Here is a 13,134-nt window from a genome sequence, read left to right on the forward strand (position 1 = left end):
CTAAATCCCCGGAATCCGATTTCGCTTATGTGCCGTTCGCTTGTAATAGCTCTCCAAACGTTCCTTCGCGGCAGCGCTGATCTCTTTACCCTCAAGATAATCACTGTTTTCGTCATAGGAGATGCCAAGCTCCTTCTCGTCGGTCTGTCCTGCCCATAATCCCGCGGTCGGGACCTTGTCCAGGATTTCCTGCGGAACACCGAGATATCGTCCCAGCTGCCGCACCTGACGCTTATTCAGCGTGCTCATCGGCGTAATATCCACGGCCCCGTCGCCCCACTTGGTGTAAAAGCCCGTGATGGCCTCGGAAGCATGATCCGCCCCGGCCACCAGTAAGTTCAGCTCAAAGGCAAGGGCGTATTGCATCACCATCCGGGTTCTCGCTTTGACATTGCCTTTGCCCTGCGGCGTCAAATGGCGGTGCACTCCAAGCTGTTTCAGCCCTTGCTCTGCTTCAAGCGCTATCTCAGTCACGGTATCCTCAATATTGGTCTCTGCCGTATGTTTCAGATCAAATGCTCTGGCTACAGCGTAGCTGTGATCAATGTCCTCCTGCTCTCCGTAAGGCTGAAAGACACCCAGCGTCATGTATTCCGCGCCGTTCTCCTCCGTAAGCTCATCCGTTGCCTTCTTGCATAATCCGGTAACCACGGCACTGTCGAGACCACCGCTGATCGCGATAAGCAGTCCTTTGGCCTTGGCATCCGTTACGTAGGATTTCAGGAAATCCACTCTTTTTCTGACTTCCGTTTCTTCATCGATGACTGCCTTAACGCCCAACTCCGCAATGATTTCTTCCTGCAGGCTCATTTCTTGGCACCTCTTTTCATCATTCTGTCATTCGTATGCTTTTAGATTGCCCGCCAAAGCAGTCTACCATTACATATACACGAAAGCCCCGCATATATCGGAGATCCGATTATCCGGGGCTTTTATATCACGTGCTGCGGCCGATTAACGGCACACGCGGTCAAACGCTTCAGCTAAATCTTCGGCAATTTCCTGAGCCGAACGGTCTTCGATCTGATGGCGTTCAATGAAATGAACAAGCTCTCCATCCTTCAAAACGGCGATCGAAGGAGAGGAAGGCGGGTATGGAGCAAAGTATTCTCTTGCTTTGGCTGTTGCTTCTTTGTCTTGCCCGGCAAATACCGTAAACAGATTGTCGGGGACCAAATCGTTCTGCAGCGCCAGAGCCACGCCAGGACGGCATTGACCCGCTGCACATCCACACACCGAGTTGATTACCACTAGGGTTGTTCCCGGGGCATCCAGCAAATGCGTTTCGACCTCATCGGGTGTTCTGAGCTCCTTAATACCGAGACTCGTAAGCTCATCCCTCATCGGCTGAATCATATCTCTCATATATCTGTCAAAAGACATAGACATTTCTTATCACTCCTTAATCCGCATAGTTCAGATATATAAATCGAACTAAAAACATAACAATCTGTCCAGCTACATTGATAAGCCAAGAAGAGTACAGATCAAACTTTAGTTCTTTTTATACTGCACATAAGTAATATTATACCTTCAACAAGGTTGAAATCAAGAGACATCACTGGAATAGAAAGCACGTTGCGAGGCTTCGGACTCAGACTTCCGCCAAAGGCAGCTGAATGATAAACGTTGTGCCTTTGCCTTCTTCCGACTCTACCATAATCTTGCCGCCGTGACGCTCCACGATGCTCAGACACAGGGCGAGACCCAATCCCGTCCCCTTTTCCTTCGTTGTAAAGAAAGGTTCGAACAACCTCTCCTGACGGCTTTTGGACATCCCCATCCCAGTATCTCTTACGATCAGCTCCACCGTTTGCTCTTTCTCCTTAAGACGTGTCTGTAAGGTCAGTTTCCCCTTTTCGTCCATCGCCTCCATCCCGTTGCGCGCCAGATTGAGCAGCATCTGCTTGATTTCCTTGGCGTTCAGGTTCAGCTTCGGCACCCGTTCATCCATGACAAGCTCAATCGTTTGCCCCCGCAAATTGGCATCCGCCCAGAGCAGGGGGCTGAGATCGTTGATAATCTGATGGAGATGCCACTGTTCCTTTTCCGATATCCGGTTTTGAGCCAAGGAAAGGAAATCGTTAATGATGCCGTTCGCCCGGTCCAACTCCTCCATGACAATCCGGTAATAATGGTCCAGCGACTCCGGGCTCTTTTCCTTCATCAGTTGGAGGAAGCCTCGCACAACGGCCATCGGGTTTCGAATCTCATGCGTAATGCTGGCAGCCATCTGCCCGACTAGGCTGAGCCTCTCTACATTTCCAAGCTCGCTCTTCAGACGCTCCAGCTCGGTTATATCCTGAATAACCAGCACCGCCCCAAGAATCTCGCCGGTATAGCCATTGGTTAGCGGCGAAGTACTCGTATAGTGGATCTGCGACCCGATGCGGATCAGTTCATTATTCATCTTGAAGCCCTTTAAGGCTTGGCCAATCCGGTAGCTGATATAATCCTTCTCCACCATATCGACGAAGACGCTGAGCGGATGTCCAAGAATGTCGTTTTTGGTAAGTTCGGGATCACGGCTTTTGAATAAATTCATCATCATTTCGTTAATGCTGGTAACGTTGCCATCCGTATCTACGGATACCATGCATAGAGGAGCCAGATCCATGACCTGCTGGAGCTTCTCCTCCTCTCGGAGGTATTTTTCGGAGATGCCCTTAATCTGTTCCTTCAGCAGCAGCTTCTCAAGCGCGAATTCAATTACATAAATCAGTGCCCCGCCAGCAAAAACGCTCACCATAATGTAAAATAAAATCATAAGCAGCGGGCCTGTATTGGAAAAGTTTACGCTGGGATCTTCAATAATCGGGGACGCCGTGATTAGGAGCATGGCAGGCAGGAGACACATCCACAGCTTATTGACTTTGTCGGTAAGGGTTCCCTTGCGAAATTTCGGAGACATCCAGACAAGCAAGGGGTACAGCGGCATGCCTGTATGTAGAATTAATCCTGAGATAGACCATGTTTCGTTGAAAAGATAATCACATAGAAGATAAAGCCCCACCAGGGGAAGACCGCTTTTATACCCTCCGTAGAGCATGCCAATAAATAGCGGCAGTATACCTAGGTTAAGAGGTATCAGATGAAGCAGCGGGGTGGAAAACAATGAACACAGCAGGATGCTCAATGCGCTGGAAACGATGATGACAAATTCAAAACCCGTGGGACCCAGCTTCCTCTTCCGTCTGAGCATACGGACATATTTATCCAGGCTCAGCGGGAACAAAAACGCAAACGAACCCGCCATAAGTACCTGTGTTATAATATTTTTCAGCGCATAAATAATCGCAAGTCCCTCCTCCCCATTCGGGCAGCGTATACAGATCCATTCACTTGGATGACACCTTGGCATATCTGATTCTGCAGGAAATAGCGATGAAAATAAATTAACTTAAAAAAAGTGATGTACATGTTGATTAAATCACAGCCTACACTATATTACAATATACCCTGATATATCCTAAAAAGGTACAATTAAAACATGGCCCCGGGAATCTGCCGGGCAAAAGGAGAAAAATACGTGAAACCATATCCTGTCATTGTCGTTGGAGGCGGATCTGCGGGTCTTATGGCATGCATCGCAGCTGCCAAAAACGGTGCTTCGGTTATCCTTCTGGATAAAGGAAGCAAGCTTGGACGCAAACTCGGCATTTCGGGTGGCGGCCGCTGCAATGTGACGAATGCCAAAGAAACCGAGGAGCTGATTGCCCATATTCCGGGCAACGGGCGCTTTTTATACAGTGCTTTTCAGCATTTCAACAACATCGATATCATGAATTTTTTTGAGGGATTGGGCATCGCCCTGAAGGAAGAGGATAACGGAAGAATGTTTCCGGTGTCCGATAAGGCTGCAAGCGTGGTTAACACGCTTGTGGGAGAAGTACGCAGGCTTGGCGTGCAGATCAAGACGGACACTCCTGTCCAGGGAGTGTTCTATGAAAGTGGACAAGCCTCAGGCGTTAAGACCGCCTCCGGGACAACATTACGCGCATCTGCAGTCATTCTCGCCACAGGCGGTAAATCGGTACCCCATACCGGCTCAACGGGAGACGGTTATCCATGGGCGGAGGCCGCTGGACATACGATTACCGAATTGTACGCTACCGAGGTTCCGATCGTGTCACGTGAGAGCTGGATCACCTCCAAAGAGCTGCAGGGGTTGTCACTGCGGGATGTCGAACTTTCGGTATGGACACCGAAGGGCAAAAAAAGCATCGGACACCGCGGGGATATGATTTTCACCCATTTCGGCCTTTCCGGTCCCATTGCACTTCGGTGCAGCCAGTTTATTCGCCAGGTAAAAAATAAATTTAAGGTCAATCAGGTGGAGATGGCCGTAGATCTGTTTCCCGATCTCCCTCCTCATGAGCTGGACCGTATGCTGCGGGACAAGCTGGCAGCGGAGCCGAAGAAAGCTATCAAAAACGTGCTTAAAGGAACCATTTCGGAGCGTATGCTTCCGCTTCTCTTGGACCGGGCCGAGCTCGACGGCGACGCCACCTTTGCCCACCTGCCGAAGCAGCAGTGGTCAGCCTTTGTGGATGTTCTGAAAAAGTTTGCCATACAGGTCACCGGCACCAAGTCGATTGAGGAAGCCTTTGTAACCGGAGGCGGAGTCAACCTCAAAGAAATCAATCCCAAAACGATGGAATCGAAGCTGATGCCGGGTCTCTTTTTCTGCGGTGAAATTCTGGACATCCACGGCTATACCGGCGGCTACAATATCACTGCGGCCTTTTCCACCGGCTATACAGCCGGCATGCATGCCGCGCAGACTGCAGGCGGCCCTTCCGTTTGATGACAATATATGAAGCTTCACATATAAAAGCCCGAATTTCTTCATGAAATCCGGGCTTTTGCTTATGATTTTTTATTCAGTAAAAACATGAGCATGGCGTAAGGAACGACCACGCAAACAGCCACAGCCAGAGGAATGAAACCGAATGCCGCTACCCAAGGAACGACTCTCGTGAACATGACGATAGCCGATGTCACCACGGCAAACGGCAATATCAAAGTTCGAACAGCTAAGATCTCTGCCTGAAAGCTTGGTTCATCCGGCCAAGGCAGCAAAGAAACGAACGCATCCTCCCTGAAGTTGAACCACTGTAAAAACAGCCAGTATACGAGAAGCGCCTGAAGCGCCGCGAACACAAGGATCTGAATCCCGGCAGGCAGCGAAATAAGAACTACGGAGCTCACCGATGTGAATTGCAGATACAAGAGTCTTTGCCGGGGATAACGCAGCAGCGATTTGATCATCGCTCCGGCAATTCGCTTGGCAGGTGCAGTCGAGCGGAACACAGGGCCGGATTTCGGAAATACCCAGGTCTTCCTGCGGATCCGGCGCGGCTTGTCTATAGCTTGGCTCAGCGCAAGGCTCGTCAGGCTTGTCTGTTTGACTAAATCCTCCTGCACATCGTTCATAAACGTCCCCCGGAGACGCAGCCTCATGCTGAGAAGCAATAGACTCAAAACAGCCAGAATACCTGCTCCAACACCGAGAACAACCGGTTGATGCCTGAAAAGTATAACAACCGTTACGTACAAGATGGCGGGTATAAAGACAAACGGAATATACAGCATTCTTCTCCGCCATCCGTCTGCCTGCACTCGGATCAGATGCTTGGACCACATCAACACCCATTCGAAGGAAATGGTCAAGGCAAGGCAGCAGCTTATGAACAAACTATGTTCATGAAACTGCCTGACGAGAAATGGCAGCAGCAGCAGATAACAGACGGAGGTCTTCACCGCTGCAGAAGCCATGCTGTACAGACCGCTCCGCAGCATAATGCCCTGCAGCCACTTCTTACGTTGAACGATGAACAGGACATCGGCCTCCCGAACAAGTAAAAGAACGCTTCCCATAAACGTAATCAGCAGAAGCACAACCGGTATGACCGCGAACGAAAGCTGTCCGGACCACTCAGGAAGCGGCTCCTTCCATAAACCGTAATACAGCCTCCCACCCAGCAGCAATCCGGGAATCAATACATACAGAAACACCGTCCAGTCATCGGCCACCGAACGCACGACGGCTGCGGTATCTTTAAAATGGCTCCTCAGCCGCCGCCTGAAGAGGCTCGCGGGACTCGGAAACAGATATCCTTCATTTTTCCTCCCGGTCATATTCAATTCCTTTCCTATGGTTTGGAGCTAAAGGGCCGCTTGATGCGGTTCGCAACTTCCAAAATGAACCCATTTGCATGACCCGGCTTTATGTAAGTGTATCGAAGCAATCAAACAGCGATGCCCCTGGAAGCCCGGCACTTTCGCGGATATCCGCAAGTGTCCCCTCCGCAACGGCTTTTCCTGATGAAATCATAATGAATCTGTCGCATATCTTCTCAGCCGTATCCAGTACATGCGTGGACATTAGCACTGCAGCTCCGCGGCTGCGCTCTTCATCCAACAACCGCAAAAAATCCTTCGTCGCGCGCGGGTCCAGACCGATGAACGGCTCATCCACGATGTACACATCCGGTTCACTCAAGAATCCGAGCATCAGCATCATTTTCTGCTTCATCCCTTTGGAGAATCCGCCCGGAAGATCATGCTTTACCTCTTCCATGCCAAACTGGCGCAGAAGCCTGTCCGCTTGCCGGCGAAAAGACTCATAATCCAGGCCATATACGGCTGCCGCGAGATCCAGGTGCTCCCAAAGCGTCAAATCATCATGAAAAACCGGCTGCTCCGGAATATAAGCATGCCTTCCGGAGCTTCCATTAAAGTTAACACGGGTCTTCGCATGCTTGAGGAGTCCGAGCAGCGTCTTGATCGTCGTGCTCTTTCCAGCCCCGTTCGGGCCGATCAAGCCCAGCAATTCCCCAGCCCGAACCTGAAATCCGATATCTCGAATGCGCGGGTGGCTTTCCTCATACCCTGCCTCTTCAATATATACGTCCAGCAGGACAGATTCCCCGCTTCCCGTTTCCATGCAAAACACCCCCTTGCCTTCTTATCTGGTATAAACTCTAAGCCTTTCGCCGTTGAGGCTATATCCCCGCTTCCGGGGTGGCCTGGCTTTGCACCAGCCCGGTGTTGACGGCGGATTGGCGCTCATCCTTCTGTTCAATCATGCGCCGCCCGGCGAGGAGCAAGAGCCCGATCAGTGCCGTCAGCGATCCTGAAAGGATAAACGCGGGCACAGCGCCATACGCGGTCACCAAGGCACCGCCGAAGACTGGACCGAGAATTACAGCCGTACTGTTCAAACTGTTGACCGCGCCAAATACTCGGCCCGTTAACGCTACCGGTGTCCGCTGCTGCAGCAGAGTCGAGAACGGGATGTAGGTCCAGCCGGCACCAAATCCTGCAAAGAAAAAGGAAGCAAACAAAACGGCATACGTCCAGCTGATGACACCTGCCAGATTAATCATCACCGCCGCCAGACCAAAAACAACACCCGTGATCGCCGTACCAAGCCCGATCTTCTTAAGCGGATTCCAAGGAATCTTACCGCCAAGTAATGCAGCCACCAGCGTTCCTAGCCCACTCGATCCCATGCACCAGCCCAATAGATTCTCGGAAACATTCGGAATTCCGCGGAACAGGACCACAACCTGAGAATCGGCAATCGTCACCACCATGAGCATGATAAAAATCGTCCATACGCTAGCCGCAAGAATGGGTATGCTTCCGATCAGCTTCACGCCAGCACTCATTTCCTTCCAGAAAGAGAGCTTTTCGTCAGCCTTTTTGGAGTCTGTATTTTCCAGGTTCTCCTCTTGTGCCACTGTAGCATAACGCGGAACGCCCAGCAACAAGATAGCAGACAATAGATAGGACAGCGAATCCAGTACAAAACAAGATTTAATTCCGATCAAGGTTACCAGGACTCCCCCAAGGGCAGGGCCGATAATTTTCGTGATTTGTTCAATGCCGGAGCTGATCGATACAGCCTGATTCATCTGCGCGGATGGAATCAACTCCTTGACTTTACCGCTTTTGGAAGGCGAGAAAAGGACCGCCATCATTCCTTTCAGGACAAGAACGATATAAATCTGCCACATCGAATCCGTGAACAACAGCGCTCCAACAATGGCAAAGCGGGCCACGTCCGAGATAATCATCAAGAGCTTGCGGTTCAGCCGGTCGCTTAAATATCCGCCGAATGGCCCTCCGATCATCATGGGTACCGCCATGCATAGCGAAATCATCGTGATTTCCCAGGGAGTTGCATTCATTTTCAAGCCCACCATGGTGAACAGAGCCAGCATCAGCATCCAATCTCCCATATCCGAAACCAACTGCGCCCCCATCAGCAGCATAAACGGGCGGTTTCGCGTCAAGCTCTCCTTTTTCCTTGAGGTATTTTCCCTCATCTCCGGCCACTCCCTCATCTTCAATCGTTATGATAACTGTATTAAAAATGAGAACTTCCTCCATCCGCCCCGGGACCGATTGAATCTTCGATCCCCAGAATGAAATTTTAATACAAATTTTAATGTTTCAAAGCCGATGGAATGTGACAAATCACATGTTTTTCATCCGGGCCAAGCGATATGATAAGAATACAAATCTAAGGATTATGCAAAATTGTGCCCTTGACGGCTCTCAGTAAATGAATATAAAGGCGGGAGTAATCATGATTCATGCACAGGAACGTGATGCCCAGTTGTCCCTGCATCTGTACCGGGTGTTCGCCAAAAGCTTCAAAAGCATCAACGAACACGCCGTCATTAGCAGCAAAATCGAAGGCTTTAATCCGACGGCTTTCGCCGTAATGGAGGTGCTTTTCTACAAGGGCTCTCAGCCGATCCAGCAGATCGGCTCCAAGCTTCTGCTGCAGAGCGGAAACGTCACATATGTGATCGACAAGCTCGAGGAACGGGGATACATCCACCGCAGGCCCTGTCCGAACGACCGCCGCGTCATATACGCGGAACTCACCCCCGTCGGCGAGGCGCTGATGAACGATTTATATCCCAAATATACCGAACGGATTCATCACGCCTTCAGCGGCCTGAACGATGAGGAAAAGGCGCAACTGATTGATTTGCTGAAGAAACTCGGAATGCAGGCAGAGCGATTGACGCCATCTCAGCGGAAGTAAACCATTTATCCCTTTCGGCTTGAGCGGAAAACAATCACACATCATCAAAAAAAAGGACATCTCCAAGCGGCTATCGCTATCCGGAGATGTCCTTTTTGATTGTATCCAAACTTCAGGATTAGGCTTTTTCCGCCTGCTCTTCTTCATCCGACGAAGGCACGGTATTCCGAAGCGCCAAAACAGAAATCAGACTGACTACAGCAATAACCGCCATTACTACGTATAACGAATGAAGGCTTCCCTCCAGAATATGCTTCAGCTGATTCCACATCTCCTGCGGCATGCCTGCGCTTCCTTCCGGCGTCAACAGCTGGTTTACTTCCTCCTGCTTTACGTCTTCAAGCCCCGGCTGGCGGGCAATCCGGTTCGCAATGCTCAGGTTGATCCATGTTCCGAACACGGCAACGCCAACGGTCTGGCCCAAGGAACGCACAAACGTATTCAAGGCCGTCGAAGCGCCCCGGAGCGAATAGCCGACAGAGGACTGGGCGATGATCGTAAACACGGTCGTGGAATAACCAAAGCCCACACCGTAAATAAAGGTGTAAATCAATAATACATAATGCGGAGTTGACCCCGTAATAAATGCCAGCCCTGCTGCGCCAATCACAATGCCGGCCAGACCGATCACGGTTGTCTTGCGTGAACCTGCGGTCAAAATCAGCCGGCTTCCGAATACGGATCCGAACAGCCATCCTATGGACATCGGTGCCATGGTCAGACCCGACATCGTCGCATTCTTACCCATAACGCCCTGAATCCAAAGCGGAGTATAGGTGGTCAGGCCGATCAGCAGCGCACTGGTCAAAATGCTTGCCACCGTAGATACCGAAATGTCCCGGATACGGAACAGTTTTAGGGGGAGCATCGGCTCTGCTGCACGATTTTCAATAAAGACAAAGGCGAGCAGAAGCAATCCAGACAGAATGAAGCAGCCAATCAGCAGCGGCGAGCTCCAGCTGAAATACTGACCACCCGTCGCCAGAGCGAACAGCAGCGCAGTCATGCCGATCGTGAACGTCACTGCCCCGGCCACATCAATGGGTGTCTTCTCCCGCTTGTCACGGCTTTCATGAAAATAGCGGGCAATCAGCCACATGGAGATAAGTCCGAACGGAACATTAAAGCCGAAAATCCAGCGCCAGTTCAAATAATCTACAAAATAACCGCCAACCAATGGGCCAATCAGGGAGGAAATCCCCCATACCGAGCTGATCATTCCCTGGATTTTGGCGCGTTCCTCGATCCGGTACACGTCCCCGATAATCGTAAAGGTCACGGGCACGATGGCCCCGGCGCCAATCCCTTGTATGGCCCGAAAAATAATCAGCTGTTCCATGTTTTGCGAAAAGCTGCACAGAAGCGAGCCGATGATAAACAGCAGCGAGCCGATCTGAAACACCGGCTTGCGGCCGTACAAATCGCTGATCTTACCGAAAACGGGGGTCGAAACCGCCATGGTCAGCAGAAATGCCGTAAAGATCCAGCTCAGCAGCTTCATGCCTCCAAAACTGCTGATAATGGCAGGCCCGGCAGGGCCTGTCACCGTTCCTTCAATAGCCGACAGGAAGGTTGAAACCAAGATACCCGTCAATATAAATTTGCGTTGCGAATGATTAATACCAGGAACTATTGACATATGCTTCCTTTCTTGAACGACGAGACAGGACAAAAACGTCCCCGTAACGAAACATATCCACCCCTCGCTGAAGATATCGAGCAGGCACTCCGTCTTTGGATTGCGGCTTCTCTTCATAGGGCGGATTTGTTTGCCATAATTCTTTATCCATCAGCCATAACAGGCTTACCATTGGACCAGTCTCAGATAATCCGCAGCAGCGCGCGGCAGAAGCTTCAGCATGAAAGACGCCTCATCTTCAAACAGGGCGGGATCATGCGTAATCATCAGTACAGCCGAACCGGCTGCCGTCTTCTCGCGGCACAGCTGCACAACCTTGGCTGCTGCGCCGAAATCGATGCCCGAGGTAGGTTCATCCAAAATATAGAGCGCCTTCGGATGAACAAACTGGCCGATGATGCTCAGCAGTTTTTTCTCTCCCTGGCTGAGCAGGTAAGGAGAAACGCTGCGCCTTCGTTCCAATCCGGCAGCGTGAAGCAATACTTCGGCTGCTTCACGCTCAGTCGAATCCAGCTTTTGAATGCGCCCTTTCTTGCTCCCGAGGCCGTATACCAGCTCGTCCCATACGGTATGGGCAACAAACTGATGCTCCGGCTGCTGAAAGACGTAACCGATTGTATCTGCCCGCTGCCGGACACCCCAAGCCGACATATCCCTGCCTTCCCAATAAACCGTTCCCGGCGGCACCGGGAGGAGTCCCATCAGAAGGCGGGTCAGCGTTGTTTTACCGGAGCCGTTCTCTCCGGTGATGATGCCCCACTCGCCCGGCTTCATAGCGAAGCTGGCCTCGTGAAGCGCCAGAGAGGAAGCACCGGCATAGGCATAGCTCAGCCGGTCGACCTGCAAGAGGCTGCCGGAATCAGCGGCAGCCCGGGGCGGCGTCATATGCGCCGACGCCGCATGCCCGTGCGGGTCCGCCATGCGGCGGGGACCCGCACCGGGGGCTGCCCCCTCCCATGGGGGCAGCAGCCCAAGCTGCGCAAGCCTGTCCCGGCTCGTGCGCAGCAGCTCTTGCGGCGGCCCGTCCAGCAGAGCGCGGCCGCCGTCCAGGACGATGACGCGCTCTGCAGAGCGTGCGACATCGTCGAACCGGCCGGACGCGGTGATCAGCGTCCGGCCTTCCCCGTGCAGCTTGCGGCAAAGCTGCACGAACTGCTCCTGGGCCGCGGGGTCCAGGCTTGCCGAGGCATCGTCAAATACGACGATGCCGGGGCGAAGCGCCAAAACCGCGGCGATGGCCGTGCGCTGGCGCTGTCCGCCCGACAGCTCTCGCACCGGTGAATGGCGGCGTTCTACCAAATCGACCGCCGCCAGCGCCTCCTCTACCCGCCGCTCGATTTCCGGCGGCGGCACCCTCAGATTCTCCGGGCCAAAGGCAGCCTCATCCTGGGGTGTTCCCTGCACCAACTGTGCATCGGGATCTTGGAATGCGATCCCGCACAGCTGCGAAATATCGGCAATTTCAGCCGATGCCGGATCAAGCCCGGCGAGCTCAAGCTTCCCTTCTCTTAAGCCCCCGCCGCTTCGCGGCAGATAACCGCTCAGCAGCTGGCACAGCGTGGACTTACCGCTGCCGCCCGGGCCAATGACCGCCGTCCATTCTCCTTCCGGTACCGACAAGGTCAAGCCTTGCAGCGCCGGTTCCCGCTCGTCATCGTAATAATAAGATAGATTCGAACATTTAATGGATACCTTGGACATGCTCCGCTCTCTTTCCTCCAATGGCAAACCGCCGCAAGAGTCCACTTCGCTGTAGCATGTCTCCAAGCACCTTGGTCAGTAAACCGCAAAGTACGATACCGCTTATGAGACGCATGAGCAGCGTAAAAGCAAGCACCTGCCCGCTCCACGCCGTATAGCCGAACATTTCGGCTGCGCAAACAAACCATAGAGGAACCATGGCTCCTCCGGCAAGCATCAACATGCCTGTGCCCCAGCGCTTGTAGCGGGCAAGCGCAAAAACAGCTTCCGCCACAACCATGTAGCACAGCGCCGCCACGATCGCGGAGGCAATCCCGTAAGAACTCCCCACAAAACACTGAATGGCTCCGCCGATTCCATATGTAATGGCTGCCGTACCCGGCTTACGAATAATGTAATATGCGAGCAGACCGTATACCATATACACTCCGACGATGGTCGATGTCGCTACAGGGCCGCCCAGGCTGTTCAGCATCTTATTGATATAAGACAAATAAAAAGTCATGACAGCATTGGCTGCAGCCAGCATAGCCATAAGCACAATATCCAGTGTGGTGAAAGAACGATAACGTCTCTTAGATTGTGATGAGGTTTCCATCTAATGTCAACTCCTAAACCGTAAATAAGATGAACCTTTACATCCTGAAGAACGGCTTTGCCGTTTCTCTTCCGTTCAAAGCTCTCCATGTTATTTTGCATCTTCCCGATTCCAACGTCAACCACAATA

The 13,134-nt window shown here is 52.1% G+C and carries 11 protein-coding genes; 2 read left to right on the top strand and 9 right to left on the bottom strand.

The features are described from left to right. The 3 genes from nadE to GRF59_RS18550 all read right to left on the bottom strand — a co-directional run bounded on the left by nadE (position 1) and on the right by GRF59_RS18550 (position 3,361). Positions 1-810, bottom strand: coding sequence for an ammonia-dependent NAD(+) synthetase (gene nadE, locus GRF59_RS18540; RefSeq protein ID WP_160499213.1), 810 nt, complete (start codon positions 808-810; stop codon positions 1-3). 144 nt (positions 811-954) lie between these two features. Next, positions 955-1,389 carry a BrxA/BrxB family bacilliredoxin gene (locus tag GRF59_RS18545; RefSeq protein WP_160499214.1) on the bottom strand — a complete coding sequence of 145 codons (435 nt, stop codon included), beginning with the start codon at positions 1,387-1,389 and terminating at the stop codon, positions 955-957. A 205-nt stretch (positions 1,390-1,594) separates the two neighbouring features. Continuing rightward, a complete protein-coding gene (locus GRF59_RS18550; RefSeq protein WP_202128763.1) occupies positions 1,595-3,361 on the bottom strand; it encodes an ATP-binding protein in 1,767 nt (588 codons plus the stop codon). A gap of 168 nt (positions 3,362-3,529) precedes the next feature. Between GRF59_RS18550 and GRF59_RS18555 the strand changes: the two genes are divergently transcribed. Further along, complete coding sequence (locus tag GRF59_RS18555; protein WP_341480109.1) at positions 3,530-4,807, top strand: BaiN/RdsA family NAD(P)/FAD-dependent oxidoreductase; 1,278 nt, start codon at positions 3,530-3,532, stop codon at positions 4,805-4,807. A gap of 62 nt (positions 4,808-4,869) precedes the next feature. Here the strand turns inward: GRF59_RS18555 and GRF59_RS18560 are convergent, their stop codons facing one another. The 3 genes from GRF59_RS18560 to GRF59_RS18570 form a co-directional block, all read right to left on the bottom strand. Continuing rightward, complete coding sequence (locus GRF59_RS18560; protein ID WP_160499216.1) at positions 4,870-6,141, bottom strand: ABC transporter permease; 1,272 nt, start codon at positions 6,139-6,141, stop codon at positions 4,870-4,872. Between the two features lie 88 nt (positions 6,142-6,229). Further along, positions 6,230-6,949 carry an ABC transporter ATP-binding protein gene (locus GRF59_RS18565; RefSeq protein WP_160499217.1) on the bottom strand — a complete coding sequence of 240 codons (720 nt, stop codon included), beginning with the start codon at positions 6,947-6,949 and terminating at the stop codon, positions 6,230-6,232. Positions 6,950-7,007: 58 nt separating this feature from the next. Next, on the bottom strand, positions 7,008-8,303 hold the full coding sequence (locus GRF59_RS18570; protein ID WP_237391912.1) for an MFS transporter: 1,296 nt from the start codon (positions 8,301-8,303) through the stop codon (positions 7,008-7,010). A 296-nt stretch (positions 8,304-8,599) separates the two neighbouring features. Between GRF59_RS18570 and GRF59_RS18575 the strand changes: the two genes are divergently transcribed. Beyond that, positions 8,600-9,067: a MarR family winged helix-turn-helix transcriptional regulator gene (locus tag GRF59_RS18575; protein ID WP_160499219.1), complete on the top strand. Its 468-nt coding sequence runs from the start codon at positions 8,600-8,602 to the stop codon at positions 9,065-9,067. 118 nt (positions 9,068-9,185) lie between these two features. Here the strand turns inward: GRF59_RS18575 and GRF59_RS18580 are convergent, their stop codons facing one another. From GRF59_RS18580 to GRF59_RS18590, 3 genes are all read right to left on the bottom strand, one after another. After that, complete coding sequence (locus GRF59_RS18580) at positions 9,186-10,706, bottom strand: MDR family MFS transporter (protein ID WP_160499220.1); 1,521 nt, start codon at positions 10,704-10,706, stop codon at positions 9,186-9,188. Between the two features lie 165 nt (positions 10,707-10,871). Next, the gene (locus tag GRF59_RS18585; RefSeq protein WP_160499221.1) at positions 10,872-12,407 is read right to left on the bottom strand and encodes an ABC transporter ATP-binding protein; all 1,536 of its coding nucleotides are present in this window, start codon (positions 12,405-12,407) and stop codon (positions 10,872-10,874) included. Next, positions 12,388-13,005, bottom strand: coding sequence for an ECF transporter S component (locus GRF59_RS18590; RefSeq protein ID WP_160499222.1), 618 nt, complete (start codon positions 13,003-13,005; stop codon positions 12,388-12,390). Before GRF59_RS18590 ends, GRF59_RS18585 begins: the two co-directional genes overlap by 20 nt. Between the last annotated feature and the right edge of the window lie 129 nt (positions 13,006-13,134).

Source organism: Paenibacillus dendrobii (assembly GCF_009807035.1).
Taxonomy (GTDB): Bacteria; Bacillota; Bacilli; order Paenibacillales; family Paenibacillaceae; genus Paenibacillus_AQ; species Paenibacillus_AQ dendrobii.

What these genes read in the sequence shown, in the direction of transcription:
- nadE (WP_160499213.1), bottom strand. Translation starts at nt 810, where the DNA reads ATGAGCCTGCAGGAAGAAATCATTGCGGAGTTGGGCGTTAAGGCAGTC.
- GRF59_RS18545 (WP_160499214.1), bottom strand. Translation starts at nt 1,389, where the DNA reads ATGTCTATGTCTTTTGACAGATATATGAGAGATATGATTCAGCCGATG.
- GRF59_RS18550 (WP_202128763.1), bottom strand. Translation starts at nt 3,361, where the DNA reads ATGCCAAGGTGTCATCCAAGTGAATGGATCTGTATACGCTGCCCGAAT.
- GRF59_RS18560 (WP_160499216.1), bottom strand. Translation starts at nt 6,141, where the DNA reads ATGACCGGGAGGAAAAATGAAGGATATCTGTTTCCGAGTCCCGCGAGC.
- GRF59_RS18565 (WP_160499217.1), bottom strand. Translation starts at nt 6,949, where the DNA reads ATGGAAACGGGAAGCGGGGAATCTGTCCTGCTGGACGTATATATTGAA.
- GRF59_RS18575 (WP_160499219.1), top strand. Translation starts at nt 8,600, where the DNA reads ATGATTCATGCACAGGAACGTGATGCCCAGTTGTCCCTGCATCTGTAC.
- GRF59_RS18580 (WP_160499220.1), bottom strand. Translation starts at nt 10,706, where the DNA reads ATGTCAATAGTTCCTGGTATTAATCATTCGCAACGCAAATTTATATTG.
- GRF59_RS18585 (WP_160499221.1), bottom strand. Translation starts at nt 12,407, where the DNA reads ATGTCCAAGGTATCCATTAAATGTTCGAATCTATCTTATTATTACGAT.
- GRF59_RS18590 (WP_160499222.1), bottom strand. Translation starts at nt 13,005, where the DNA reads ATGGAAACCTCATCACAATCTAAGAGACGTTATCGTTCTTTCACCACA.